The organism is Rhizobium sp. BK650, from assembly GCF_014195325.1.
Taxonomy (GTDB): Bacteria; Pseudomonadota; Alphaproteobacteria; order Rhizobiales; family Rhizobiaceae; genus Rhizobium.
The window spans coordinates 114,010-136,747 of record NZ_JACIBK010000016.1 but is presented as its reverse complement, the minus strand read 5'-3'; the positions used below and the strand labels follow the sequence as shown (position 1 = coordinate 136,747).

Here is a 22,738-nt window from a genome sequence, read left to right as displayed (position 1 = left end):
AATTCTCCTGCCATGATTCAAACTCCTGTTATTACCAAAGTGAATCATACGGAGATATTTTAATCAATATGTTGATTGGGTTTCGACCCTAAAGCGCTGCTTTCCGCTGCCGTTCGTCCTCGACTTCGAAGACTGGCTCGTCAAAAGCCCGCATCAGCCGCCCCGCTGCTTTGAGCTTTTCGATGAGCTCACTCCCGTCGGCAGAAGCCTTGGTCGCTTCGAGCTGCTCGAATTCCCTGAGCGCCTGCGCCCAATGGCTTTCGCCCCGACCATGCGGCCGGCCTTCCTCTTCCCAGATGGCATACGCCCGCTGGCTGACCCAATCGTCCCGATTACGACTCATTGCAAAACCCCAGTCAGTAAAGACGCACACGCAATATCAATATGAATTAAAGGTGCCAGCTGGGACTTTAGGAGTCGTTACTGTGACATGTAACTCCGCAGGATAAATTACGTTGAGAAGAGTCGTTTTTCAGCAGCTATAGTTAAAAGGGCGAAAACATTGGTCCGCCCTCGTGTGTTCAAACGGCAATAGACTCTTCAGTCGCCTCGTCGGCTTCGCCGCTACCTCGGCCCATGAATGTGAAAATGACGATCGCCGTCAGAACCGTGATGCCGGTCAGAAACCACAGAAGCAGACTGAAGGCATTATTATAGGCATGGATGAGGTCCAGTTCGCCGATGCCGGCAAGAGCCTGGCCCGCACCTTTCAGATCGCCGGTTGCCAATCGCTGCGCTGCTTCTGTCGCTTCATCGCCTGATCCGAGAAAGGATCGCGTCAGCGTAGACAGGACGACACTGACGATCGCGAGCGCCACGCCTTCGCCGGCAACCCTGGTTGTGCTGAAAATGCCCGTTGCCATGCCGGCGCGCTCCTTCGGCACGACACTGACCGCAAGCCCATCCATGAGACCCCAGGGCAGGCTGATGCCGATACCGATTGTCAACAACGGTGCGATAAGCGCCACGTGATCCGAGCCGACAGGAATATGGGCAAGCCAGAAAAGACCGGCAGCTGAGATCGCAAGGCCTGCGCTGCAGATCGTAGCGGCCGGCAGCCACCGGGTCAGCACCCCCGCTGCGATCGGCAATATGAGAAGCGGACCGGAAAGCGCGATCATCATCTGGCCGGCAGCAACCGCATTCAAACGTTCGATACCGACGAAGCGCACCGGCAGCAGGATCAGCAGAACGACGAAAGCATAGGCGGGAGCAGCCGCCAGCAACTGCACGCCAACGAAGCGGGGATACCGGAAAAGCGTCAGATCTAGCATCGGCCGCTTCACGAGATGCTCGATGAAACAGAAGAGGGCCATCAGCAGCGCCGAGCCAAGAATGAGCCCAAGCGTGAGACTATCGCTCCAGCCGCTTTCCGGCGCCCGCAGAACACCATAGGTAAAGAGCGACAGAGCCAGCGTGAAGCTGATTGCGCCCGGCCAATCCAGTCCCTTCGCTTCAGGGTCACGGGTTTCGATCAGGAATATCGCTCCGAGAACGAAGGCGATCATGGCGAGCCCGACCACGAGTGCGAAAATCGCCCGCCAGCCGAACGCCTCGATCATCATGCCCGACGCCATCGGTCCGAACGCCAGGCCGATACCGAAACTTGCCCCGACGAGACTGAAGGCACGCATGCGTTCCTTCCCGTCGAACTCTTGCGCCAGCGATGCCATCCCGCCGGAAAAGGCCGCAGCCGAACCGAAACCCTGAAGCGCGCGAAGGCCATCGAACCAGACGATATCAGGCGAAAAGGCAAGCCCGCCGGAAAACAGGATGAAGGCTGCAAGGCCGCACAGGAAGATGCGCTTGCGGCCGTAGCTGTCAGCCAGCGCGCCGGCTGCCATCAGCGTACTGCCGAAGGTCAGCATGAAGGCATTGGTGACCCAGTTATGGGCAATGGGGCTGCCGCCGAGTTCAGCGCTGATCACCGGCAAGGCGACAGCAGGCCCGGTAAAGGTGAGCGGCATCGCCGCAGCCGCAGAGCATACGGCAATCAGAACGAAGATTTTTTCTGCGATACTGGTCGGTTTGGATTTGTCAGTGACAGTCATAAGATATCCGCTGGTTCGAGGATAAGGACGCGCTTGGGAGGCTCGCGCGGGCAGGCGTCGAAACGCCTGGACTTCGAATGCGGAAAGCACCATAAATTGGGGGTAATTCTTCGATAACCGGCGGTTCGTTCCGCTCATAGCGGAAGAAATCGCTCGAATGGATCTGCAGATGGATCAGCCTTTGGGTGGCCTGACAGCCTTCGTCAGAACCGCCGACCTTGGAAGTTTCGTCGCCGCCGGGCGCACCCTCGGCCTTTCACCTTCCGCTGTCGGCAAGGCCGTCACGGCGCTCGAATTGCAGCTCGGCGTCCGCCTGTTCCAGCGCTCGACCCGGAGCTTGCGACTGACGGAGGAGGGGCGCCTGTTTCATGAACGCTGCCGCCGCATTCTCGACGATCTCGAAGATGCCCAGGCATCCCTTGCGCAAGCTGTCGCCATCCCTCGGGGCAGGTTGCGCGTCAGCGTGCCGCTGGTCAGCTATCATCTGATTCTGCCGATCCTGCCGGATTTTGTGAGCCTCTATCCGGAAATCGAATTGGATCTCGACTTCAACGACCGTATCGTCGACCTGATCGAAGAGGGCGTCGACGTCGCGATCCGCAGCGGGACCTTGCCGGACTCTAGATTGATGTCACGCGCACTCCGCCCGTTTCAGCTCCTGCTATGCGCCGCGCCTGCCTATCTGGACAAACACGGCACCCCCGACTGCCTCCGTGATCTCGAAGGTCATCTGGCAATCCGGTTCAGATTCCCGAACTCCGGAAAGCTGCAACCCTGGCCGCTCAGCTCGTCTCCCGACCATCCGGAAATCAGAACGCGGACTGTGCTCACATGCAACAATATGGAAGCTCTGCGCGGTGCCACGATCAGCGGACTGGGCATCGGCTGCATGCCTGATTTCCTCGCCCGCGACCCGCTGGCCGATGGCAGGCTGCGGACCGTGCTCGACGCCCACATAGACGGCCCCGCCCAATTTCACCTGCTCTGGCCATCCAATCGGCATCTTTCGCCCAAGGTCCGTGTCCTTGTCGATTTTCTGAGCGAGAAGCTGTTCTCCGATCGTTGCGAGGGCTACGCAAAAGATACGTCAGCGCTATCTTCTCCGAGACATTGAACGCCTGCATTGCCGTGATCGTGATGGCCTCGCCGAACCGGATATGCACCGGGCCGGCCAACCAAATTCCGAGTCCGAATTACAGGTCTTCGAATACCCCCAGCGGACTCAACCTTTCTCGCCGACAGTCTCTGTGATCAGCAATACAGGAAAGGCGAAAGGCTGGATGACGTGGTGAAAGTCCACCTCTATCAGGAAAATCGGGATCACGTCGCGCTGCGGCCAGAATATACTGAAAGGCTGGCCGACGGAGCAGCGGCCGAAGCCTTCGGCTCGGCAATCGGCAAAGGGCCATGCCCGATCTGAGAGATAGGTGACGGAGCGTACTGGAGACATGGGTAACACTTTTCGATTTTGATCGGGAGGTGTGGATACCGTGGAGAGAGACTTCGGTGATGGAGGAACGTCTTCGCTTTGTCGCCCGTCTGCTGGAGGGCGAAGGGATGAGCGAGGTTTGCCGTTCGTTCGGCATCTCGCGCAAGACCGGCTACAAGATCTTCAACCGCTACAGGGACGAAGGTCTGAAAGCGCTGACGGACCGGTCGCGTCGGCCGGTGCGTTATGCCAATCAACTGCCCGAACCGGTCGAGGCGATGATCGTGCGGCTCAAGAAGGACAAGCCGCACTGGGGGGCGCGCAAGATAAGGGAGTTGCTGGTCAAACGGCTGGCCGGCGACGTGCGCATCCCGGCCAGAAGCACGGTGCACGCGGTGCTCGACCGATACGGCCTTGTGAGCCAGGCCCGCAAGAGGAACCGGGCGAACAAGGCCGTGGGAACGCCGCTGTCGGCGCCGCTCGATCCCAACGATCTGTGGTGCGCCGACTTCAAGGGCGAGTTCAAGCTTGGCGATGGCCGATATTGTTACCCGTTGACGGTCACCGACCAGGCTTCGCGCTATCTCCTATGCTGCGAAGCTTTCGAATCGACACGGGAGCGCGGCGTCTTCGAGGCCTTCCACCGGCTGTTTGACGAGCGTGGCCTGCCAGACGCCATCCGCTCCGACAACGGCCTGCCATTTGCCAGCCCCAACGGGCTCTACAAACTGTCGAAGCTGTCGGCATGGTGGCTGAGGCTCGGTATCGCGCTCGAGCGCATCAGGCCGGGCCATCCGCAGGAGAATGGCCGGCACGAGCGCATGCACCTGACGCTGAAGAAAGAGGCGACCCGGCCACCTGGCAGAAATATCCTGCAGCAACAGGCGCGCTTCGATGCGTTCGTCAGCGAATTCAATACCGAGCGGCCACATGAAGCCCTGGCGATGAAGACGCCGGTCGACCTCTACACGCCATCGGCGCGCCGCTATGACGGGATGCCGGAGATCGATTACCCGTTCCACGACCGTGACGCGCTGGTGACCCATTGCGGCCGCATCTGCATCTACCGCAAGAAGATCAACATCTCGACCGTGCTGGCCGGACAGAAATTGGGATTCAAGGAGGTCGACGACGGTATTTGGCTCGTCAGCTTCATGCACTATGATCTCGGATATATCGATCTGGAGCAGAGGACTTTGCAAACCATCGACAACCCGTTCGGCACGAGGTTGCCACCCATGTCTTAGGGACAAACTGTTACCTATGTCTCCGGGTCGGACACACGAAAATTATGGCGGAGAGGGTGGGATTTGAACCCACGATACCCTTGCAGGTATGCCGCATTTCGAGTGCGGTGCATTCGACCACTCTGCCACCTCTCCGCGGTCTTGGTCGGCGCTTGTTCGGCGCGGGCGTTCTCATAACGAGCAAATGACAGGCTGGCAAGCCGAAATCTCAAGCTTTTCCATCCTTTTGCCTTGACACCTTTTTGTCACTCGCGTATCCCGCTTTCGCAATAGGAGTGGAGTAGTCCGCCCCTTGCCCGCCTCGCGCTCGCGCGGGGTTTCACCGGCAGACCAGAGTTCCGGGGTAGTTCCCTGAAATCCCTGCTTAACTTCGACTGATAAGAAGACAGCCACCTGCGCTTTGCGGGGAGAGCTGGATCGAACATGAAAGGATAAAATAATGTTCGCAGTCATCAAGACCGGCGGTAAGCAGTACCGTGTGGCAGCCAATGACGTGCTGACCATCGAGAAGCTTGAAGCCTCCGCTGGCGACTCCATTGAATTCACCGAAGTCCTCGTGATCGGCGAAGGCGCCGACGCAGCGATCGGTGCGCCCTTCGTAGCCGGCGCCTCCGTCAAGGCGGAAGTCGTCGACCAGACCCGCGGCAAGAAGGTTATCGCCTTCAAGAAGCGTCGTCGTCAGAATTCGAAGCGTTCGCGCGGCCATCGCCAGCATCACACGGTTGTCCGCATCACGGACATCGTGGCCGCCAAGTAAGATCAACGGGTTTCAGGTTTAAAGGAGAACTCCAATGGCACATAAAAAAGCTGGCGGTTCCTCGCGTAACGGTCGCGATTCCGATTCCAAGCGCCTCGGCGTGAAGAAGTTCGGCGGCGAGAACGTCGTAGCTGGCAACATCATCGTTCGTCAGCGCGGGACCCAGTGGCATCCGGGCGCCAATGTCGGCCTCGGCAAGGATCATACTATTTTTGCGCTTACGGCTGGCAATGTGGACTACCGAACGAAGGCCAATGGTCGCGTGTACGTGTCTGTAATGCCGAAAGCGGAAGCAGCGGAATAAGCCGGTAGCGCTCTAAAACAGCCGGCGTCTCATCGACCCGGCTGACCGTACCAGGTTCAGTCCAGAAAACAGGGGAGATGGGGCGCCATCTCCCCTTTTTCTTTGTCCAAACAGGAGGACTGAACATGCAAGGCGAATTGATAAGGGTCGACCAATCACGGTCACCCCGGGAAGACCAGCGGTCTTCCATGGAACGGCTGAGGCCGGAGCGGTTAAGGACCGATTGCCCTGTCTTGTTATCGGAAAGGCTCGTCATGCGCGCGCCGCACGAGGAAGACATTGACGCCCTTGCCCATCTCGCCAACAACGCCAAAGTCGCCACCATGGTATCGCGTATGCCGCACCCATATACCGCCAATGATGCCGCCGACTTTGTTTGGCGTACGCGAAATGGCGAGATTGGCAAGTGCGTCTATGCCATCACCAAGGCCGAAAACGGTGCCTTCATGGGGTGCTGCGGGGTAGAACCGCACACCGACGAAAAGACTGTCGAGATCGGCTACTGGCTGGGCGAACCCTATTGGAACCAGGGCTATATGACGGAGGCCTGCCATGGGCTCGTCGACATGGTGTTCAGGACGAGGCAGCAGGTCGAGCAGATCGATGCCCGCTGCCGGGTCATGAACGTCGCCTCGCGCCGCGTCATCCAGAAATGCGGCTTCCAGTTCCAGGGATCCGGTCTTGCCGCATCGCTGGCGCTCGGCAGCAACGTGCCGGTCGAATGGTACCGGCTCGACCGCAAAACCTGGATATCGCTGAGAAGCTGGGGGGCAATCTCATGAGCGCCGTTACCGTTCAGAGGCCCAGGAGCAAGCCAATGATGCCCGGCCCCGAGCCGGTCATCACCACGGCAAGACTGACACTCCGCCCGCACAGGCTGAGTGACGCACCTGATATTGCGGAATCGCTTTCCGATTTCGCGGTCACCCGTATGCTGGCCCGCGTCCCCGCCCCCTATGACCGGCAGGATGCGCTGGACTGGCTAATCCCGGTTACGTCGGGTGTAATGCCGGACTGGAACCTGGCGATAACAGGCAGTGACGACGTTCATATCGGCAATGTGTCGATCGAGCTTCGTCACGGCCGCTGGCACCTTGGCTACTGGCTCAACCGCTACTACTGGCGGCGCGGCTACATGAGCGAGGCGGCAGAAGCAGCGCTGGAGCGTTTCTCGCAACGCATGCCTGACGTTCCCCTTCATTCGGGCGTCTTTGCCGACAATCCTGCATCGCTTCGGCTGCAGGAAAAGCTCGGTTTCCGGATGACGGGCTGCAGCGAAATCTATTCTTTCGCCCGCAACACGATGGTCGCCCATATCGAAACCGTGCTGCAGCCGGGAGCGTTGCAGCAGAGAAAAGTCGCCTGACATCGGAAGGACGCCGCGTAAACCGCGGCGTCCTTTCAATCGCCGATCTCGACGCGTAGCGGAAAGTGATCGGAACCTTGGCAATTTGTATCAATGACAGCGGATTTCAGACGGTCCTTTAGGCCGCAACTGACGAAACAGTAATCGATATGCATGCGCTTGCCCCGATCTTCCGAATCCACCCAGCTGTAGCTGCCGGGCCTATAGGATCCGAGCGCCGCAAAGGCGTCTATGGGAGTGCCGAACCGCGCCGTGCGACCGTAAAATCCATCAGAGGTGCCGGCAAAGGTGCAGTATTCAGGCGATTCCGGCTCCATGTTGAAATCCCCCATAACGACGTATTCCACCGGCAGCGGTGGCTCTGGAAGCCCGAGTTCGCACGCGCCGGTCAGCGACGCGCCTTCCAGGACGAAAGCGCTGATCCGGTCGCTGAGATAACGAAGCTGGGCGATACGTTCATCGATGGACCTATGGTCGAGGTGGACCGAATAGACGCGAATTGCACGGTCTGGCAACGCCACCACGGCTTCCGTCGCGCCACGCTGCAGGTTGAGCTTGTCGATCGTGCGGCTGCGCGGCAGAAGCAGCGTTCGCGTCGACAAGATAGGCCAGCGCGACAGCACCATGTTGCCGAACTGGAAGCGAGTGCCGCGTGGCAGGGGAATTTGGCCCTCCGGCGCTTCGGCATGCATGTCACAAGCCGGTCCATAGACCCAGAAATGGTCTGGAAAGAGCGCCGCGATGATAGCAGGCATGTCGGCATACTCGTTCCGCACGAAGCCTCTCGTCACCTCCTGCAGGGCTATGACGTCGGCGCCTTCGATATCTCTGGCGATTCGCTCCAGGTCGTATCTGCCATCGAGACCGAAGCCGTACTGTATGTTATAGCTTGCAAAAATCACGATATTCTTTGACCTCCGACTGAACCGCCTATATCGAGTGGGCCAAGAGGGGTCGCCCAAACGCACTGAGTACTGGAAGTAAAATGAAATTTCTCGATGAAGCAAAGGTCTATATCCGGTCGGGTGATGGCGGCGCAGGCAGCGTTTCCTTCCGTCGCGAGAAATTCATCGAGTTCGGCGGACCTGACGGAGGCGACGGCGGGCGCGGCGGCGATGTCTGGGTCGAGGCTGTCAATGGCCTCAATACGCTGATCGATTTTCGCTACCAGCAGCACTTCAAGGCGAAGGTCGGCATGCACGGCATGGGCAAGAACCGCACCGGCGCCAATGGCGAGGACGTGACGCTCAAGGTTCCCGTCGGCACACAGATCTTTGAAGAGGATCAGGAAACCCTCATCTGCGACCTGACCGAGGAAGGCCAGCGCTTCTGCCTCGCAAAAGGCGGCAATGGCGGCTTCGGAAACGCCCATTTCAAGTCTTCGGTCAATCAGGCGCCCGACTGGGCCAATCCTGGCTTGGAGGGCGAAGAAAAGACCATCTGGCTGCACCTGAAGCTGATCGCCGATGCCGGCCTCGTCGGCCTGCCGAATGCCGGCAAGTCGACCTTCCTTGCTTCGGTCACCCGCGCCCGTCCGAAGATAGCGAACTATCCTTTCACGACGCTGCATCCGAACCTCGGGGTCGCCACGATCGACGAGCGAGAATTCATCCTCGCCGACATCCCTGGTCTTATCGAAGGCGCCCATGAGGGTGTGGGTATCGGCGACCGCTTCCTCGGCCATGTCGAGCGCACGCGCGTATTGCTGCATCTCGTCTCCGCCCAGGAAGAGAAGGTCGGCAAGGCGTATAAGACCGTCAAGCATGAGCTTGAAGCCTACGGCAATGAACTGACCGACAAGCCGGAAATCGTTGCCCTCTCGCAGATCGACGTCCTTGACGATGCAACATTGAAGAAGAAGGCCAAGGAACTCGCAAAGGCCTGCGGCAAGACGCCGTTTCTGATTTCGGCCGTCACGGGCAACGGTATGACCGAGGTGCTGCGCGCGCTGCGCGATGTCGTCGTCGAAGCCAATACCGAGCAAAAGCCGGCCAAGACGCCGAAGCTGCGCCATCGCGACATGATCCTCACCGATGAGGACGAAAGCGATGAGTAGCCGTAAACCCCTGGATCGCTACCGAAAAATCGTCATCAAGATCGGCTCGGCCTTGCTGGTGGACCGCAAGACCGGCCTGAAGAAAGCTTGGCTCGATGCCATGTGCACCGATATCGCGGCGCTGAAATCCAAAGGCGTCGATGTGCTCGTGGTCTCCTCCGGTGCCATCGCTCTTGGCCGCTCGGTGCTCGATCTTCCCTCTGGCGCCCTGAAGCTGGAGGAAAGCCAGGCGGCAGCGGCCGTCGGCCAGATCGCGTTGGCACGCGCCTGGTCCGAAAGCCTTTCACACGATGAGATCGTCGCCGGCCAAATTCTGCTGACTTTGGGCGACACCGAAGAGCGCCGCCGATACCTCAACGCCCGCGCCACCATCAATCAACTTCTGAAGATCGGCGCCGTGCCGATCATCAACGAGAACGACACGGTCGCAACCAGCGAAATCCGCTATGGCGACAATGATCGCCTCGCTGCCCGCGTCGCCACCATGACCGGTGCCGACCTGCTGATCCTTCTCTCCGATATAGACGGTCTCTACACCGCCCCGCCGCGTCTCGATCCGGATGCGCAATTCCTGGAAACAATTGCGGAAATCACGCCCGAGATCGAAGCGATGGCCGGTGGTGCGGCCTCGGAACTCTCACGCGGCGGCATGCGGACCAAGATCGACGCCGGCAAGATCGCGACGACTTCGGGCTGCGCCATGATCATTGCCTCCGGCAAGACGGAAAGCCCGCTTTCGGCGATCGAAAACGGTGCGCGCTCCTCCTGGTTTGCGCCTTCGGGCACGCCTGTGACCGCCCGCAAGACCTGGATTGCCGGACAGCTTCAGCCGGCCGGCATGCTGCATCTCGATGAGGGTGCCGTCACGGCACTCGGTGCTGGCAAGAGCCTGCTGCCCGCTGGTGTGCGCAGCATCTCCGGCAATTTCGCCCGCGGCGATACGGTTGCGATCATCGCTCCCTCCGGACGCGAGATCGCCCGTGGGCTGGTCAGCTACGACGCAGAAGAAGCCCGCCAGATCGCCGGCCGCAAATCGGCTGAGATCGAGGCAATCCTCGGTTATCCCGGCCGCGCCGCCATGGTCCATCGCGACGATATGGTCATGACGGCGCAGATCGGTTCGAAATCGGAAAGGCAGAAGAAGGACGCAAGCTATGCTTGATACAGTTGCGCTAAGCCCTGACATTGACGTGCTGATGAACGACATCGGCCGCAAGGCCAAGGCCGCCGCGCGACCGTTGGGCTTTGCTTCCACCGATGCCAAGAACCAGGCATTGAACGCCATGGCCGATGCTATCATGGCGAACAAAGCCCATATCCTTTCGGAAAATGCCAAGGATTTGAAGGATGTGGAGGGCACGGACATGCTCGCCTCCTTCATCGATCGCCTGACGCTGAACGACAAGCGCGTTACGGAAATGGCCGAAGGCATCCGCGCGATTGCGGCACTCCCAGACCCTGTCGGCGAGGTTATTGCCGCCTGGGATCGCCCGAACGGCCTCAAGATCGAACGTGTCCGTACACCGCTCGGCGTCATCGGTGTTATCTTTGAAAGCCGTCCGAATGTCACGGCCGATGCCGGTGCACTCTGCCTGAAGGCTGGCAATGCCGTGATCCTGCGCTGCGGTTCGGATTCGCGGCGTTCCTCAGCTGCGATCCATGCCTGCATGGTCGAGGGGCTGAAAGCCGCCAGCTTGCCGGAATATGCGATCCAGCTTGTGCCCGTGACCGACCGCGCCGCTGTCGGCGCCATGTTGCGCGGGCTTGATGGCGCAATCGACGTCATCGTGCCGCGCGGCGGCAAGAGCCTCGTCGCCCGCGTGCAGAGCGAGGCGCGCGTGCCGGTTTTCGCCCATCTCGAAGGCCTCTGCCATATCTATGTCGATGCCTCCGCCGATCTCGACATGGCGAAGAACATCATCGTCAACGCCAAGATGCGGCGCACCGGTGTCTGCGGCGCAGCCGAGACCCTGCTCGTTGACGGCACGGCGATCGGCACGCATCTGAAGCCATTGATCGAGGTTTTGACTGAAGCAGGCTGCGAGGTTCGCGCTTCGGCTGCCGTTCTCAAGGTCGTGCCTGGCTTGAAGCCTGCAACCGAAGAAGACTGGTCGACAGAATATCTGGACGCGATCATTTCCGTTGCCGTCGTCGACGGCATTTCCGGGGCGATCGGCCATATCCAGAGATATTCGTCCAATCACACCGAAGCCGTGCTTGCCGAGGATCCTGATGTCGTCGAGCGCTTCTTCACCGAGATCGACTCGGCCATCTTGCTGCACAACGCCTCCACTCAGTTTGCCGATGGGGGCGAATTCGGCATGGGTGCGGAAATCGGCATTGCCACCGGCAAGATGCATGCGCGTGGACCAGTTGGCGTCGAGCAGCTCACCTCCTTCAAATACCGCGTTCGCGGCACTGGACAGACGCGGCCCTGACGTGACCACAGAGCAGATAGACCGGCGCTATCTCCGCATGCCGCATAGCGAACGCGGCATGATCGTCGGTCTATTCGGCGGCTCCTTCAATCCGCCGCATGAGGGCCATGCCCTTGTCGCCGAAATCGCCATCCGCCGCTTGGGGCTGGATCAGCTCTGGTGGATGGTGACGCCCGGCAATCCGCTGAAGAGCCGCAATCACCTGGCACCGCTTTCGGAGCGCATCGCGCGCAGCGAGGCGATCGCCACCGACCCGCATATCAAGGTTACAGCCTTCGAACAGGCATTTGGCGTCAGCTACACGGCCAATACGCTTGCCCGCGTGAAAGCCCGCAATCCGCATGTGCATTTCATCTGGATCATGGGCGCCGACAGCATGGAAAATTTTCATCGCTGGCAGAAATGGCAGAATATCGCGCGCACCTTCCCGATCGCCGTGATCGACCGGCCGGGCTCGACGCTCTCTTACCTTTCCTCGAAAATGGCCAAGACCTTTGCCTTTGCTCGCATCGATGAAGATGATGCCCGAGTTCTCTGGAAGAAGCCGGTGCCGGCCTGGACTTTCATTCACGGTCCACGCTCCACCTTGAGCTCGACAGCCATCCGCAACGGCGACCAGCACAAGGCAGCGGAATAATCGGTTCGTTTGGAAGTTTCAGAAATGAAAAGCCCGACGCGGGAGGAGGTGCGTCGGGCTTAAAACTTGACCGACAACTGGGAGGAGGAGTGTTGCCGATCCTATCGGACGGCTATGGGAGGAGGAGAAGCCGTCGGATGATTGCGTTTTATCACATTTGTTCAGAAGGTGAATATATATCACTGCATTGCAGCAATGCATGGAATGCAAACCTTGCGGCGCTAGAACGGCATTGGATGCCATTTTAATTAGCAAAAACAGATTGATTCCAAAACCACCAGTGTCTCGCCTCGCTATTTGCCTCAACGATGGCAGAATTTTTGCCTCAGTGATTTCCGGCTCGCTAAGAGCCATGCATCTCACGAATGTGTGAGTAGGCAGCGCGGCAAATTATCCTTTCGCCGCCGTTATATTTTATGAAACACAACCCTAGCCAAACCTTCCCTACCGCTATATCCGTTCAGATATTTCGAAGCTGGGGAGAAGATCATGCATAACCGCCGCCATTGGATGAAACTGGCAGCTGCCGCGATTTCGGCCATATGGCTCGGCGCAACAGCGCTTTCTAGGCCTGTCGCCGCCGCCGAGAAAGTCACCGTCTTCGCGGCCGCAAGCCTGAAGGACGCGCTCGACGCCGCCAACGCAGCCTGGGCGAAGGAAAGCGGCAAGGAAGCGGTCGTCTCCTATGCGGCAAGCGGGGCGCTTGCCAAGCAGATCGAAAATGCCGCCCCGGCCGATGTCTTCATCTCCGCAGATCTGAACTGGATGGATTACGTCGCCGACAAGAAGCTGATCAAGCCGGACACCCGCTTCAACCTGCTCGGCAATCGCCTCGTCCTGATCGCCGAAAACGGCAATCAGAAGCCGGTTAAAATCAAGTCAGGCTTTGATCTCGTCGGCCTCCTCGGGGATGGCAAGCTCGCCATGGGCGATCCGAAGTCGGTTCCGGCCGGCAAATATGGTCAGACCGCGCTCGATAAGCTCGGCGTCTGGAAGTCTGTCGAAAGCAAAGTTGCTTATGCGGAAAGTGTACGTGCCGCACTCACCTTCGTCTCCCGCGGCGAAGCGCCTTACGGCATCGTCTACCAGACCGATGCGGCGGCCGATAAGGGTGTCGCGATCGTCGGCACCTTCCCGGCCGATTCCCACCCGCCGATCATCTATCCGATCGCTCTGCTCGCTGAGAGCAAGAACCCGGATGCCGCTGGCTATCTCGGCTTCCTGAAGTCGGATAGGGCGGCCCCATTCTTTACTGCACAAGGCTTCACGATCCTGAAATAACTACGCAATTAACGCCTACAGCTTAGCGTGAAGGCTCGCTTCGGCGGACCTTCGATATTTCGGAGAAGATGACGTTTGAATATGTTCGGTTTGCGCGACGAGGAATTGACGGCGATTCTGCTGAGCCTGCGCGTTTCCTTCGTCGCCATGGTGGCGAGCCTGCCGTTCGGCATTCTTGTTGCCCTGCTGCTTGCCCGCGGCCGCTTCTGGGGCAAGTCGCTTCTCAATGGCGTCGTTCACCTGCCGCTGATCCTGCCGCCCGTCGTCACCGGCTTCATTCTCCTTATACTTTTTGGGCGCCGCGGCCCGATCGGCAGCCTGCTCGATCAATATCTCGGCATCGTGCTCTCCTTCCGCTGGACGGGCGCTGCACTTGCCTGCGGCGTCATGGGTTTTCCGTTGATGGTGCGCAGCATCCGTCTCTCCATCGAAGCCGTCGACCGCAAGCTAGAGGAAGCGGCCGGGACGCTTGGCGCGAGCCCAGCTTGGATCTTCCTGACAATCACGCTGCCGCTCACCATTCCCGGCATCATCGCCGGTATGATCCTCTGCTTTGCCAAAGCCATGGGCGAGTTCGGCGCCACAATCACTTTCGTCTCCAACATTCCCGGCGAAACACAGACGCTGTCGGCCGCCATCTACACTTTTACCCAGGTGCCGGGCGGTGATGCCGGCGCCATGCGGCTTACCGTCGTTTCCATCGTGATTTCCATGCTCGCCCTCCTCGCTTCGGAGTTCCTCGCCTATCTCGTTGGCAGAAGGATCGATCCGGAATGACGCTGATTGTCGAAGCAAGACATCGCCTCGGTGCCTTTGGCCTCGATGCCGCATTCACCTCGGAGCGCGGCGTGACAGCCCTTTTCGGCCGCTCCGGCTCCGGCAAGACCTCTGTCATCCGCATCATCGCCGGCCTTACCCGCCCGATCGACGGTCGTGTCCTGCTCGATGGCGAAACACTGACGGATACCACGAAGGGCATCTTCGTTCCCCGCCATCGCCGCCGTTTCGGTTATGTGTTCCAGGAGGCGCGGCTCTTTCCCCACCTGAGCGTCCGGGCCAACCTCTCTTATGGTCGCTGGTTCGCTCCGAAATCGGCGCGTTTCGAAAATTTCGACCACGTCATCGACTTGCTCGGTATTGATGAATTGCTCGCCCGCAGCCCATCCAAACTCTCGGGCGGTGAGAAACAGCGCGTCGCCATCGGCCGTGCGCTGCTGTCCTCGCCGCGTCTGCTGTTGATGGATGAACCGCTAGCCGCCCTCGATGAAGCCCGAAAGACCGAAATCCTGCCCTATCTCGAACGCCTGCGGGACGAGATGGATATTCCGATCGTCTATGTCAGCCACTCGATTGCGGAAGTCGCACGCCTGGCAAATCAGGTCGTGGTCATGCGCGACGGCAGGGTAGAGGCAGCAGGTCCGACGACTAAAGTCCTCAGTCGCTCGTCGATGCTCCCGGAAGACCGACGGGAGGCGAGCGTCGTGCTGGAAGGCGCAGTCGAAACCATCGATACAGCCAACCGGATCACAACGATTCTGCTGAAATCCGGCCGGCTCTATGTGCCGGGTATTGCGCCGGCTGCCGGCAAGTCCGTGCGCATCCGCATCCCTGCGCGCGACGTAATGCTGGCGACGCAGAAACCGGAGGGCTTGAGCGCCCTCAACATCTTGGGGTGCACCATCGTTGAGCTTTCGCCGGCCGAGGATGGCACTGTAGAAATCCGCCTCGATTGCGCCGGCGACGCTGTGCTTTCGCGTATCACCGCGCTCTCCTGCGAGCGCCTGGGCCTGCGCCACGGCATACCGGCCTTCGCAGTCATCAAGACGGTTGCGCTGGAAGCCTGATCAGCCCCGGCAGTTCTGTTGGAGATTGCGCTTGTTCTGCAGCCAGGCGAGATCGTCGGCTAGGCTAGCCTGCACGGTCTTTTCCATCTCGCGAAAACGCGCCAGCAGTTCTTGGCCGAAAGGCGTCAGCACCGCGCCTCCGCCCTTTTGGCCGCCGCGCTGCGATTCCACCACCGGGGCCTTGAACATGCGATTCATATCGGCCACCAGCATCCAGGCGCGACGATACGACATGTCCATTGCGCGGCCTGCCGCGGAGATCGACCCGGTCTCGCGGATATGTTCGAGCAGCTCCATCTTGCCGTGGCCGAGGCGATCGTCATCGGGAAAGGTGATTCGCAGAACGGGTGTAAGCGGATTTTTGGCGGTTTCGGTCATATCGTTCGGAATTTGCAGGAATTATCGATACTTTACGCTCCGCGACAGACGCTGTACACAACTCCTCCATGTCGACCAAGGGTCGAAATCTCAATTTCGTGACGCCAAATACGGCTTTCGGCCGTCCGCATGCTGCGCCGCGTCTTGAAACGTTAACGGTTTGATGCCTATCTTAACCATGATCCGGTTGCGCCGGATTTGTGTTGTGCATGGTTTGTCATTCCAGGAAAGGGAAAGCACTGACAACAGTACACGCCAAGGGAAAAACGCTCGCCGTTATCCCGAAGGGTGCGGAACGTGGCGCCGATGCCGCCGCCCGTGCTCTGGAAGCCGTCCTCGCAAGCCTCGAGGATTCCAAAGCTGAAGATATCGTCACCATCAACATTGCTGGAAAATCGGCGCTGGGAGACTACATGGTCGTCGTCTCCGGACGCTCGAACAGGCATGTCATGGCGATCGCCGATCATCTTCTGACTGATCTCAAGGATGAGGGCTTCGGTACTGCCCGCGTCGAAGGTCAGGAAGGTGGTGACTGGATCCTGATCGACACCGGTGACATCATCGTGCATGTGTTCCGTCCCGAAATCCGCGAGTTCTACAACATCGAAAGGATGTGGGCAGCTCCGGATATGGACGAGGAAACGCGGCACTGACAGGCAGCCCGACATCCGTCCGGCGCTTGAATCGTGGTAACTGACCGAGCCGGCTTCGATAGCTGGCCGGTAAGTTTAGATTGTGCTTCCAAAGGGCGGCATAGCAGGAGCGGATGAATGCGGATTGGTCTTTTTGCGGTGGGACGGCTCAAGTCCGGCCCCGAAAAAGATCTTGCGGCCCGTTATTTCGACCGCTTTGCAAAGGCCGGTCCCGCGGTCGGTCTGGAGTTTTCCCGTATTGCCGAAGTGGCCGAAAGCCGCGCCTCTAACGCGGAGACCCGTAAGCGTGAGGAAGCGGCCATGCTGCTGAAGTCTCTTGCAGACGGCAGCGTCCTCATTCTGCTCGATGAACGCGGTAAGGCTCTGGACAGCGAAGGCTTCGCCAATCTGCTCGGCGGTTATCGCGATCAGGGCAAGCGCGATCTGACGATTGCAATCGGCGGCGCCGATGGTCTTGATCCCTCCCTCTACGACCGCGCCGATGTGACGCTCTGCCTCGGTAAGATGACGTGGCCGCACCAGATCGTCCGAACCCTTATTGCCGAACAGCTTTATCGCGCCGTAACGATCCTCTCCGGCCATCCCTATCACCGGGTCTGATACAGCCGGAAATGGTCACGCAGCCGTGTTTTGCCTCAAGGCTTCTTCTCCTTCAAACTTTCTGGCCAACAGCCCCAAAATCAGCTTAGGTTCCCGGGCGATTTGAAAGAGCAAACCCCGACACGCATGACGAGAGCTGCCTCCAAGCGATCACGCCTGTTTCTGCCGGCCATAGCGGCAGGGCTGAGTGCGACCGTCGTTATCGGTCCTGGCAACTCATTTTCCGTCCAGGCGCAGGACGCTCCGACGCCTCCCGCAGTCGAACCGGCTCCGCCTACTGCGCCCGCCGGCCAGCCGCCTGATCCGGCTGCCGAACTTGCGAAAAAGCGCGATGAGACCAGGGCCGAACTGGATCAGCTGTCGAAGACGATCAGCCTGTCCTCCGATAAGGTGACTGAACTCCAAAGCAGCATCGATAATCTCGAAAAGAACACGGCAAGCATACGCCAGGCACTGATCGATTCCGCCGCTCGCCGTAAATCGCTGGAAGGTAAGATCCTCAATAGTGAAAAGAAGCTCGCCGAGCTTGGCGTGAAGGAAGACGGCATCCGCCGCTCCCTGCGCGAGCGCCGTGGACTTCTTGCTGAGGTTCTCGCCGCCCTCCAGCGTATGGGCAGGAACCCACCGCCTGCCCTTCTGGTGACCCCGGAGGATGCTCTTGGCTCCGTTCGTAGCGCCATTCTGCTCGGCGCCGTGGTACCCGGTATCCGCAAGGAGACCGAGAAACTCGCGGCGGATCTCGCCAATCTTTCGGCACTGCAGACGGCGAGTGCCAAGGAGAAGGAAGATTTCGCCACCACCATGGCAAACAGCCTGGAGGAGGAACGGCGCATGGATCTGCTGCTTGCCGAAAACGACAAGCTGAGCCGCTCCAATGCCGCCGAGCTGGAGGCCGAGAAGCGGCGTTCACAGGAGTTGGCAGGCAAGGCGACGACGCTCGAAAGCCTTGTCGCCTCGATGGAAACGGAGATCGCTTCTGTACGCGAAGCCGCCGCAGCCGCAAGGCAGGCGGAAGAGAATCGCAAGCTGCTGACGGACGAGCAGCGCGCCCAGGCGAAGGCCCTGGCCGACAGCGGCGTGCCCGATAAAAACCGTATTGCGCCCGCATATCCCTTCGGAGAGTTGAAGGCGAAACTGGAGTTGCCTGTGGCAGGCGATATTCTGCGCCAGTTCGGCGATGCCGATGGCACCGGACACGAGGCCATGGGGATGACGGTCGCGACCAATCCGGAAACGGTAGTAACCGCCCCTGCCGATGGGCTGGTGGTCTATGCCGGCGCCTTCCGCAGTTATGGCCAAATGATCATCCTGGATGCTGGCGACGGATATCACCTGGTTCTCTCAGGCATGGATACGATCAGCACCCGCCAGGGAAAATTCGTTTTCTCCGGCGAGCCTCTGGCTGTGATGGGCGCGAAAAGAGTGGCAAGCGCAACCGCATTGGCGCTGGAAACAGATCGGCCAACGCTTTACATTGAATTTCGAAAGGACGGTAAACCGGTCGATTCCCGACCGTGGTGGACCGCCAAAGACACCGGAAAGGCACGCAATGATTCGTAGGGCTTCTCTTGTTTTGGTCGGCGCACTGATGGGCGCGACCGCGATGAGCGTCATTTACTCCGCAGGCGTGCCTGCAGAGGCGGCGGGAGCATCGACTTATAAGGAGCTTTCGGTATTCGGTGACGTCTTCGAACGCGTGCGTGCGCAATATGTAACGCCGCCGGCCGAAGACAAGCTGATCGAGAGCGCCATCAACGGCATGCTGTCTTCGCTCGATCCGCATTCCAGCTATATGAATGCGAAGGACGCCGAAGACATGCGCACCCAGACCAAGGGTGAGTTCGGTGGCCTCGGCATCGAAGTCACGATGGAAGACGAACTCGTCAAGGTCATCACTCCGATCGACGACACTCCTGCCGCCAAGGCTGGCGTTCTCGCCGGCGATTATATTTCCGAAATCGACGGCCAGTCCGTCCGCGGCCTGAAGCTTGAAGACGCCGTCGAGAAGATGCGCGGCGCCGTCAACACGCCGATCAAGCTGACGCTCATCCGCAAGGGTGCCGACAAACCGATCGAATTGACGATCGTGCGTGACGTCGTTGCCGTCCAGGCCGTCAAGTCTCGCGTCGAGGACGATGTCGGCTACCTGCGCGTCATCTCCTTCACCGAAAAAACCTATCCGGATCTCGAAAAGGCAATCCAGAAGATCAAGGCGACCGTTCCGGCTGACAAACTCAAGGGCTTCGTCCTTGACTTGCGTCTTAACCCCGGCGGTCTGCTCGATCAGGCGATCAACGTCTCCGACGCTTTCCTGGAGCGCGGCGAAGTGGTTTCCACTCGCGGCCGCAATCCGGATGAGACTCGCCGCTTCAATGCCGGTCCGGGCGACCTGACAGACCACAAGCCGCTCATCGTCCTCATCAACGGCGGTTCGGCTTCCGCATCGGAAATCGTTGCAGGCGCCCTGCAAGATCTACGCCGCGCCACCGTCCTCGGCACCCGTTCCTTCGGCAAGGGCTCCGTCCAGACGATCATTCCGCTCGGCGAAAACGGCGCGCTGCGCCTGACGACGGCGCTCTACTACACGCCATCGGGCCGCTCGATCCAGGGCACGGGCATTACGCCTGACATCAAGGTGGAAGAGCCTCTTCCGGCCGACCTTCAGGGCAAGATGGTGACCGAGGGCGAATCCGCCCTGCGGGGCCACATCAAGGGCCAGAACGAGACGGACGAAGGCTCGGGTTCCGTCGCCTACGTACCGCCGGATCCAAAGGACGACGTGCAGCTTAACTATGCGCTCGACCTGTTGCGCGGCAAGAAGACCGATCCGTCCTTCCCGCCGGACCCGGAAAAGGCCGTCGTCGCCAAGTAATAAGCGTTCTCAAGGCCGGCACCTGTCCGGCCTTGAGATTTTCTGCTGTTTCCCGGTTTTGGAGCGGGCAAGGAATTGGGAACGGACCTGCATGCACCCCTAGGCCGCAACCGCAAGGCAGCGCGCAAGCGTCCCGGCATATTGCGGATCGGCCAGATTGCCGCGAGCATCTGCCTTGTCGCGGTGGGCGGCTTTTCCCTTTACACGGCATTTCGCAATGATGGCCTCGAGCAGTCGAAGCCTCCGGCATCGCGAGACACGTCAGCTGCCCCGCCGACCGATACGGTTCAGCAGCCGCAGACATCGGGCAGCCAGGCATCAAACGGCATGCCACGCTCCGAGCCACAATCCGGTGCCAACGTGGAACGGATGGTGACAGGAGACGGCTCCGTCATCACCAAATATAGCCCTCGTCCGCGCGACGGTAGCGGCCCGGTTTTGGTCGACGCCATGAAGATGGGCCAGGATCCCCGCATGGCGGCCATCCCCAATGATAATCTGCTCGAAGATACGCCTTACGGCCGCCTGCCGATTACAAGTTCCGATGGCCGTCGGCCGATGGATCAATATGCGCGGCCCTGGTCCGGCACCCGTGGTACCCGCATCGCCATCGTGCTCAGCGGTCTCGGCCTCAGCCAGACCGGCACCCAGCGTGCGATACAGCAATTGCCGGAGGAAATCACTTTCGCCTTTGCCGCCAGTGGGTACAGCCTGCAGCGCTGGATGCAGGACGCTCGCCGCGGCGGCCATGAAATATTGTTGCAAGTGCCGCTGGAGCCATTCGATTATCCGGCGAATGACCCGGGACCGGATACGCTTCTGACCTCCAAGCCCGTTGCGCGCAACATCGAAAGCCTGCATCGAGCCATGGGCGAAATCACCAACTATACCGGTATCATGAACTATCTGGGCGGACGCTTCCTCTCCGATCCCAAGGCTATGGAGCCGGTCATGCGGGATATTGGCAAGCGCGGGCTGCTCTTCCTCGACGACGGCACTTCGGCGCAATCCAAGACCGCTGTGATCGCCAAGGGCACGGACCTTCCTTACGCTTTCGCTGACCTGCAACTGGACGGCCAGGTCAATGTGAACGCCATTCTGCAAAAGCTCGATGAACTGGAGCGCATAGCCCGACGCAACGGCCAGGCGATCGGCGTTGCCTCGGCTTTCGACGAGAGCATTGACGCGATTTCCAAATGGAGCGAGGAAGCGACCATGCGCGGCGTCGAGATCGTCGGTGTTGCAGCACTCGTCCATGATCCTAAGAATCCCTGAGCGGAGAGAACCATGAGCCAGGCGACCGTAAGAGCCGAGGATTTACCCTATCGCCCCTGCGTCGGCGTGATGATCCTGAACCGCCAAGGCCTTGTCTGGGCCGGACGGCGCATTCCCGACGGCAATTCCGAGTATGACGGCTCGCCGCAGCTATGGCAGATGCCCCAAGGCGGAATCGACAAGGGCGAGGACCCGCTGGAAGCAGCCTATCGCGAGCTCTACGAGGAAACCGGCATCAGAACCGTGACACTGCTCGCCGAAGCGAAAGACTGGATCAATTACGACCTGCCGCCGCAGTTGATCGGCATCGGTCTAAGGGGCAAATATCGCGGCCAGACGCAGCGCTGGTTCGCCTTCCGTTTCGAAGGCGACGAAGGCGAGATAGCCATCAATCCGCCGCCGGGCGGTCATGAACCGGAATTCGATGCCTGGGAATGGAAGCAGATGGAAGACCTGCCCGGCCTGATCGTTCCCTTCAAGCGCGCCGTCTATGAACGGGTCGTCGCGGAATTCAGCCACCTTTCCGGCTTGATCCCGGAAGACTGATCACCGCATCGGCTGAAACCTTCATCAAGGCGCCCAAAACGAAACCGGCCGCCCCAGGGGCGACCGGCTGACATAACATTGCCGATGGCGAATTATTCGGCCTCGTTGGCCGAGTCTGCGTTGAGCTGACCGTACTTCGCTTCGCCGATCTTCTCGAGCAGGTCGAGCTGCGTTTCGAGGAAGTCGATATGGCCTTCCTCATCTGCCAGCAGTTCTTCGAAAAGCTTCATGGAAACATAGTCGCCGGCATCATGACAGATATCGCGTGATTTCTTGTAAGCGGTACGGGCGTCGTATTCGCCGGCAAGATCGGCTTCCAGAACTTCCTTGACATTCTGACCGATGCGCAGCGGCGCCAGCGTCTGCAGATTGGGATGGCCTTCGAGGAAGATGATACGTGCGACCAGACGGTCGGCATGATGCATTTCTTCGATCGATTCGGCGCGCTCCTTTTTGGCAAGCTTGGTGTAACCCCAGTCTTCAAGGAGACGATAGTGAACCCAATACTGGTTGACTGCACCAAGCTCTAAGAACAGGGCCTCGTTAAGCCGCTCGATGACTTTTTTGTCGCCTTTCAATGTCCGCTCTCCTGTTTTCTTCGTGGAATTCTCTCAGGCGGGACATGAAATCAAACATTTCCGCCTCCGTCGAGTGGCGGCGGGCATGATAATCTTCGGTTGTCTGGATGATGATATCAACAACGTTAGGGAAGCAGCCGCAGCAACGGCCGCGTTTGGCCATGGCGTGATAGACTTTCGCAGGAACGATAAGCTGCCAGCAATCGTCATCGAGAAGATTGTTGATGACGTCCCGGATTTCCTTGTCGGTTATGTAATTGCAACTGCAGACGAGCACGTCTTCATTCCAAACATGACACTTACTATCGTGTTTTCTGCAAAAGAAGATAGGAACTGTCAAGAAAATTCGCGACCGAACCCGTTCATGCCTCGCGCTAAACGTCACACCTCGGAGAGCTTATGCCTGGATCCTCACTGGATACCGGC

At 59.5% G+C, this 22,738-nt stretch carries 26 protein-coding genes and 1 tRNA gene; 19 read left to right on the top strand and 8 right to left on the bottom strand.

What is annotated here, in order from left to right; all coding sequences use genetic code 11:
- Nucleotides 1–88: 88 nt before the first annotated feature.
- Both FHX15_RS28230 and FHX15_RS28225 read right to left on the bottom strand, forming a co-directional pair.
- Nucleotides 89–343, bottom strand: a complete 255-nt coding sequence (locus FHX15_RS28230) for a DUF2934 domain-containing protein (protein WP_184401651.1) — start codon at nucleotides 341–343, stop codon at nucleotides 89–91.
- A gap of 178 nt (nucleotides 344–521) precedes the next feature.
- Nucleotides 522–2,051, bottom strand: a complete 1,530-nt coding sequence (locus tag FHX15_RS28225; RefSeq protein ID WP_184401650.1) for an MFS transporter — start codon at nucleotides 2,049–2,051, stop codon at nucleotides 522–524.
- Between the two features lie 169 nt (nucleotides 2,052–2,220).
- Between FHX15_RS28225 and FHX15_RS28220 the strand changes: the two genes are divergently transcribed.
- Nucleotides 2,221–3,165 carry a LysR family transcriptional regulator gene (locus FHX15_RS28220; protein WP_184401657.1) on the top strand — a complete coding sequence of 315 codons (945 nt, stop codon included), beginning with the start codon at nucleotides 2,221–2,223 and terminating at the stop codon, nucleotides 3,163–3,165.
- A gap of 108 nt (nucleotides 3,166–3,273) precedes the next feature.
- On the opposite strand, the gene FHX15_RS28215 is transcribed toward FHX15_RS28220, so the two are convergent.
- The gene (locus FHX15_RS28215) at nucleotides 3,274–3,501 is read right to left on the bottom strand and encodes a hypothetical protein (protein ID WP_184401649.1); all 228 of its coding nucleotides are present in this window, start codon (nucleotides 3,499–3,501) and stop codon (nucleotides 3,274–3,276) included.
- A 35-nt stretch (nucleotides 3,502–3,536) separates the two neighbouring features.
- Between FHX15_RS28215 and FHX15_RS28210 the strand changes: the two genes are divergently transcribed.
- Nucleotides 3,537–4,727 (top strand): IS481 family transposase, encoded by a 1,191-nt coding sequence (locus FHX15_RS28210; protein WP_184401656.1) that lies wholly within the window; start codon nucleotides 3,537–3,539, stop codon nucleotides 4,725–4,727.
- A 45-nt stretch (nucleotides 4,728–4,772) separates the two neighbouring features.
- Here the strand turns inward: FHX15_RS28210 and FHX15_RS28205 are convergent.
- A tRNA-Ser gene (locus FHX15_RS28205) sits at nucleotides 4,773–4,862 on the bottom strand.
- A gap of 304 nt (nucleotides 4,863–5,166) precedes the next feature.
- Here FHX15_RS28205 and rplU point away from each other — a divergent pair.
- The 4 genes from rplU (at nucleotide 5,167) to FHX15_RS28185 (ending at nucleotide 7,154) form a co-directional block, all read left to right on the top strand.
- Nucleotides 5,167–5,484, top strand: coding sequence for a 50S ribosomal protein L21 (rplU, locus tag FHX15_RS28200; RefSeq protein ID WP_007824851.1), 318 nt, complete (start codon nucleotides 5,167–5,169; stop codon nucleotides 5,482–5,484).
- A 34-nt stretch (nucleotides 5,485–5,518) separates the two neighbouring features.
- Nucleotides 5,519–5,788 carry a 50S ribosomal protein L27 gene (rpmA, locus tag FHX15_RS28195; RefSeq protein WP_007824841.1) on the top strand — a complete coding sequence of 90 codons (270 nt, stop codon included), beginning with the start codon at nucleotides 5,519–5,521 and terminating at the stop codon, nucleotides 5,786–5,788.
- A 125-nt stretch (nucleotides 5,789–5,913) separates the two neighbouring features.
- Nucleotides 5,914–6,570, top strand: coding sequence for a GNAT family N-acetyltransferase (locus tag FHX15_RS28190; protein WP_184401648.1), 657 nt, complete (start codon nucleotides 5,914–5,916; stop codon nucleotides 6,568–6,570).
- Nucleotides 6,567–7,154 (top strand): GNAT family N-acetyltransferase, encoded by a 588-nt coding sequence (locus tag FHX15_RS28185; RefSeq protein ID WP_184401647.1) that lies wholly within the window; start codon nucleotides 6,567–6,569, stop codon nucleotides 7,152–7,154. Before FHX15_RS28190 ends, FHX15_RS28185 begins: the two co-directional genes overlap by 4 nt.
- A 35-nt stretch (nucleotides 7,155–7,189) precedes the next feature.
- On the opposite strand, the gene FHX15_RS28180 is transcribed toward FHX15_RS28185, so the two are convergent.
- The gene (locus FHX15_RS28180; RefSeq protein ID WP_184401646.1) at nucleotides 7,190–8,056 is read right to left on the bottom strand and encodes an endonuclease/exonuclease/phosphatase family protein; all 867 of its coding nucleotides are present in this window, start codon (nucleotides 8,054–8,056) and stop codon (nucleotides 7,190–7,192) included.
- 83 nt (nucleotides 8,057–8,139) lie between these two features.
- Here FHX15_RS28180 and obgE point away from each other — a divergent pair, with 83 nt between their 5' ends.
- From obgE to modC, 7 genes are all read left to right on the top strand, one after another.
- On the top strand, nucleotides 8,140–9,210 hold the full coding sequence (gene obgE / locus FHX15_RS28175) for a GTPase ObgE (RefSeq protein ID WP_184401645.1): 1,071 nt from the start codon (nucleotides 8,140–8,142) through the stop codon (nucleotides 9,208–9,210).
- Nucleotides 9,203–10,372: a glutamate 5-kinase gene (gene proB / locus FHX15_RS28170; protein WP_184401644.1), complete on the top strand. Its 1,170-nt coding sequence runs from the start codon at nucleotides 9,203–9,205 to the stop codon at nucleotides 10,370–10,372. The genes obgE and proB overlap by 8 nt, the downstream gene beginning before the upstream one ends.
- Entirely contained in the window at nucleotides 10,365–11,648 is a 1,284-nt protein-coding gene (locus tag FHX15_RS28165) for a glutamate-5-semialdehyde dehydrogenase (protein WP_184401643.1), read from the top strand. The genes proB and FHX15_RS28165 overlap by 8 nt, the downstream gene beginning before the upstream one ends.
- Before the next feature lie 37 nt (nucleotides 11,649–11,685).
- Nucleotides 11,686–12,285 carry a nicotinate-nucleotide adenylyltransferase gene (locus FHX15_RS28160; RefSeq protein WP_246779119.1) on the top strand — a complete coding sequence of 200 codons (600 nt, stop codon included), beginning with the start codon at nucleotides 11,686–11,688 and terminating at the stop codon, nucleotides 12,283–12,285.
- Nucleotides 12,286–12,774: 489 nt separating this feature from the next.
- The gene (gene modA / locus FHX15_RS28155; RefSeq protein ID WP_184401641.1) at nucleotides 12,775–13,566 is read left to right on the top strand and encodes a molybdate ABC transporter substrate-binding protein; all 792 of its coding nucleotides are present in this window, start codon (nucleotides 12,775–12,777) and stop codon (nucleotides 13,564–13,566) included.
- Nucleotides 13,567–13,641: 75 nt separating this feature from the next.
- On the top strand, nucleotides 13,642–14,343 hold the full coding sequence (modB, locus tag FHX15_RS28150; RefSeq protein ID WP_184401640.1) for a molybdate ABC transporter permease subunit: 702 nt from the start codon (nucleotides 13,642–13,644) through the stop codon (nucleotides 14,341–14,343).
- Nucleotides 14,340–15,410 carry a molybdenum ABC transporter ATP-binding protein gene (gene modC / locus FHX15_RS28145; RefSeq protein ID WP_184401639.1) on the top strand — a complete coding sequence of 357 codons (1,071 nt, stop codon included), beginning with the start codon at nucleotides 14,340–14,342 and terminating at the stop codon, nucleotides 15,408–15,410. The genes modB and modC overlap by 4 nt, the downstream gene beginning before the upstream one ends.
- Here the strand turns inward: modC and FHX15_RS28140 are convergent, their stop codons facing one another.
- Nucleotides 15,411–15,788: a winged helix-turn-helix domain-containing protein gene (locus tag FHX15_RS28140; RefSeq protein WP_184401638.1), complete on the bottom strand. Its 378-nt coding sequence runs from the start codon at nucleotides 15,786–15,788 to the stop codon at nucleotides 15,411–15,413.
- A gap of 209 nt (nucleotides 15,789–15,997) precedes the next feature.
- On the opposite strand from FHX15_RS28140, the gene rsfS reads away from it, so the two are divergent.
- The 6 genes from rsfS to FHX15_RS28110 all read left to right on the top strand — a co-directional run bounded on the left by rsfS (nucleotide 15,998) and on the right by FHX15_RS28110 (nucleotide 21,734).
- Complete coding sequence (gene rsfS / locus FHX15_RS28135) at nucleotides 15,998–16,441, top strand: ribosome silencing factor (protein ID WP_184401637.1); 444 nt, start codon at nucleotides 15,998–16,000, stop codon at nucleotides 16,439–16,441.
- A 117-nt stretch (nucleotides 16,442–16,558) separates the two neighbouring features.
- Entirely contained in the window at nucleotides 16,559–17,041 is a 483-nt protein-coding gene (rlmH, locus tag FHX15_RS28130; protein WP_184401636.1) for a 23S rRNA (pseudouridine(1915)-N(3))-methyltransferase RlmH, read from the top strand.
- A gap of 156 nt (nucleotides 17,042–17,197) precedes the next feature.
- Nucleotides 17,198–18,601 (top strand): murein hydrolase activator EnvC, encoded by a 1,404-nt coding sequence (locus tag FHX15_RS28125; protein WP_184401655.1) that lies wholly within the window; start codon nucleotides 17,198–17,200, stop codon nucleotides 18,599–18,601.
- The gene (locus tag FHX15_RS28120) at nucleotides 18,591–19,913 is read left to right on the top strand and encodes a S41 family peptidase (RefSeq protein ID WP_184401635.1); all 1,323 of its coding nucleotides are present in this window, start codon (nucleotides 18,591–18,593) and stop codon (nucleotides 19,911–19,913) included. The genes FHX15_RS28125 and FHX15_RS28120 overlap by 11 nt, the downstream gene beginning before the upstream one ends.
- Before the next feature lie 75 nt (nucleotides 19,914–19,988).
- The gene (locus FHX15_RS28115) at nucleotides 19,989–21,188 is read left to right on the top strand and encodes a divergent polysaccharide deacetylase family protein (protein ID WP_184401634.1); all 1,200 of its coding nucleotides are present in this window, start codon (nucleotides 19,989–19,991) and stop codon (nucleotides 21,186–21,188) included.
- A 12-nt stretch (nucleotides 21,189–21,200) separates the two neighbouring features.
- Nucleotides 21,201–21,734, top strand: a complete 534-nt coding sequence (locus tag FHX15_RS28110; RefSeq protein ID WP_184401633.1) for an RNA pyrophosphohydrolase — start codon at nucleotides 21,201–21,203, stop codon at nucleotides 21,732–21,734.
- 92 nt (nucleotides 21,735–21,826) lie between these two features.
- Here the strand turns inward: FHX15_RS28110 and bfr are convergent, their stop codons facing one another.
- Both bfr and FHX15_RS31205 read right to left on the bottom strand, forming a co-directional pair.
- On the bottom strand, nucleotides 21,827–22,312 hold the full coding sequence (gene bfr / locus FHX15_RS28105) for a bacterioferritin (RefSeq protein WP_027512212.1): 486 nt from the start codon (nucleotides 22,310–22,312) through the stop codon (nucleotides 21,827–21,829).
- Nucleotides 22,278–22,697 (bottom strand): (2Fe-2S)-binding protein, encoded by a 420-nt coding sequence (locus FHX15_RS31205; RefSeq protein WP_409527040.1) that lies wholly within the window; start codon nucleotides 22,695–22,697, stop codon nucleotides 22,278–22,280. The genes bfr and FHX15_RS31205 overlap by 35 nt, the downstream gene beginning before the upstream one ends.
- Between the last annotated feature and the right edge of the window lie 41 nt (nucleotides 22,698–22,738).

Excerpts from the sequence above, each read along its gene's own strand:
- rlmH (WP_184401636.1), top strand. The coding sequence starts at position 16,559 with ATGCGGATTGGTCTTTTTGCGGTGGGACGGCTCAAGTCCGGCCCCGAA.
- FHX15_RS28160 (WP_246779119.1), top strand. The coding sequence starts at position 11,686 with ATGCCGCATAGCGAACGCGGCATGATCGTCGGTCTATTCGGCGGCTCC.
- obgE (WP_184401645.1), top strand. The coding sequence starts at position 8,140 with ATGAAATTTCTCGATGAAGCAAAGGTCTATATCCGGTCGGGTGATGGC.
- FHX15_RS28220 (WP_184401657.1), top strand. The coding sequence starts at position 2,221 with ATGGATCAGCCTTTGGGTGGCCTGACAGCCTTCGTCAGAACCGCCGAC.
- FHX15_RS28190 (WP_184401648.1), top strand. The coding sequence starts at position 5,914 with ATGCAAGGCGAATTGATAAGGGTCGACCAATCACGGTCACCCCGGGAA.
- rplU (WP_007824851.1), top strand. The coding sequence starts at position 5,167 with ATGTTCGCAGTCATCAAGACCGGCGGTAAGCAGTACCGTGTGGCAGCC.
- proB (WP_184401644.1), top strand. The coding sequence starts at position 9,203 with ATGAGTAGCCGTAAACCCCTGGATCGCTACCGAAAAATCGTCATCAAG.
- rpmA (WP_007824841.1), top strand. The coding sequence starts at position 5,519 with ATGGCACATAAAAAAGCTGGCGGTTCCTCGCGTAACGGTCGCGATTCC.
- FHX15_RS28140 (WP_184401638.1), bottom strand. The coding sequence starts at position 15,788 with ATGACCGAAACCGCCAAAAATCCGCTTACACCCGTTCTGCGAATCACC.
- FHX15_RS28165 (WP_184401643.1), top strand. The coding sequence starts at position 10,365 with ATGCTTGATACAGTTGCGCTAAGCCCTGACATTGACGTGCTGATGAAC.
- FHX15_RS28215 (WP_184401649.1), bottom strand. The coding sequence starts at position 3,501 with ATGTCTCCAGTACGCTCCGTCACCTATCTCTCAGATCGGGCATGGCCC.
- FHX15_RS28185 (WP_184401647.1), top strand. The coding sequence starts at position 6,567 with ATGAGCGCCGTTACCGTTCAGAGGCCCAGGAGCAAGCCAATGATGCCC.
- modA (WP_184401641.1), top strand. The coding sequence starts at position 12,775 with ATGCATAACCGCCGCCATTGGATGAAACTGGCAGCTGCCGCGATTTCG.
- FHX15_RS28120 (WP_184401635.1), top strand. The coding sequence starts at position 18,591 with ATGATTCGTAGGGCTTCTCTTGTTTTGGTCGGCGCACTGATGGGCGCG.
- FHX15_RS28225 (WP_184401650.1), bottom strand. The coding sequence starts at position 2,051 with ATGACTGTCACTGACAAATCCAAACCGACCAGTATCGCAGAAAAAATC.
- rsfS (WP_184401637.1), top strand. The coding sequence starts at position 15,998 with ATGGTTTGTCATTCCAGGAAAGGGAAAGCACTGACAACAGTACACGCC.
- FHX15_RS28230 (WP_184401651.1), bottom strand. The coding sequence starts at position 343 with ATGAGTCGTAATCGGGACGATTGGGTCAGCCAGCGGGCGTATGCCATC.
- FHX15_RS28110 (WP_184401633.1), top strand. The coding sequence starts at position 21,201 with ATGAGCCAGGCGACCGTAAGAGCCGAGGATTTACCCTATCGCCCCTGC.
- modC (WP_184401639.1), top strand. The coding sequence starts at position 14,340 with ATGACGCTGATTGTCGAAGCAAGACATCGCCTCGGTGCCTTTGGCCTC.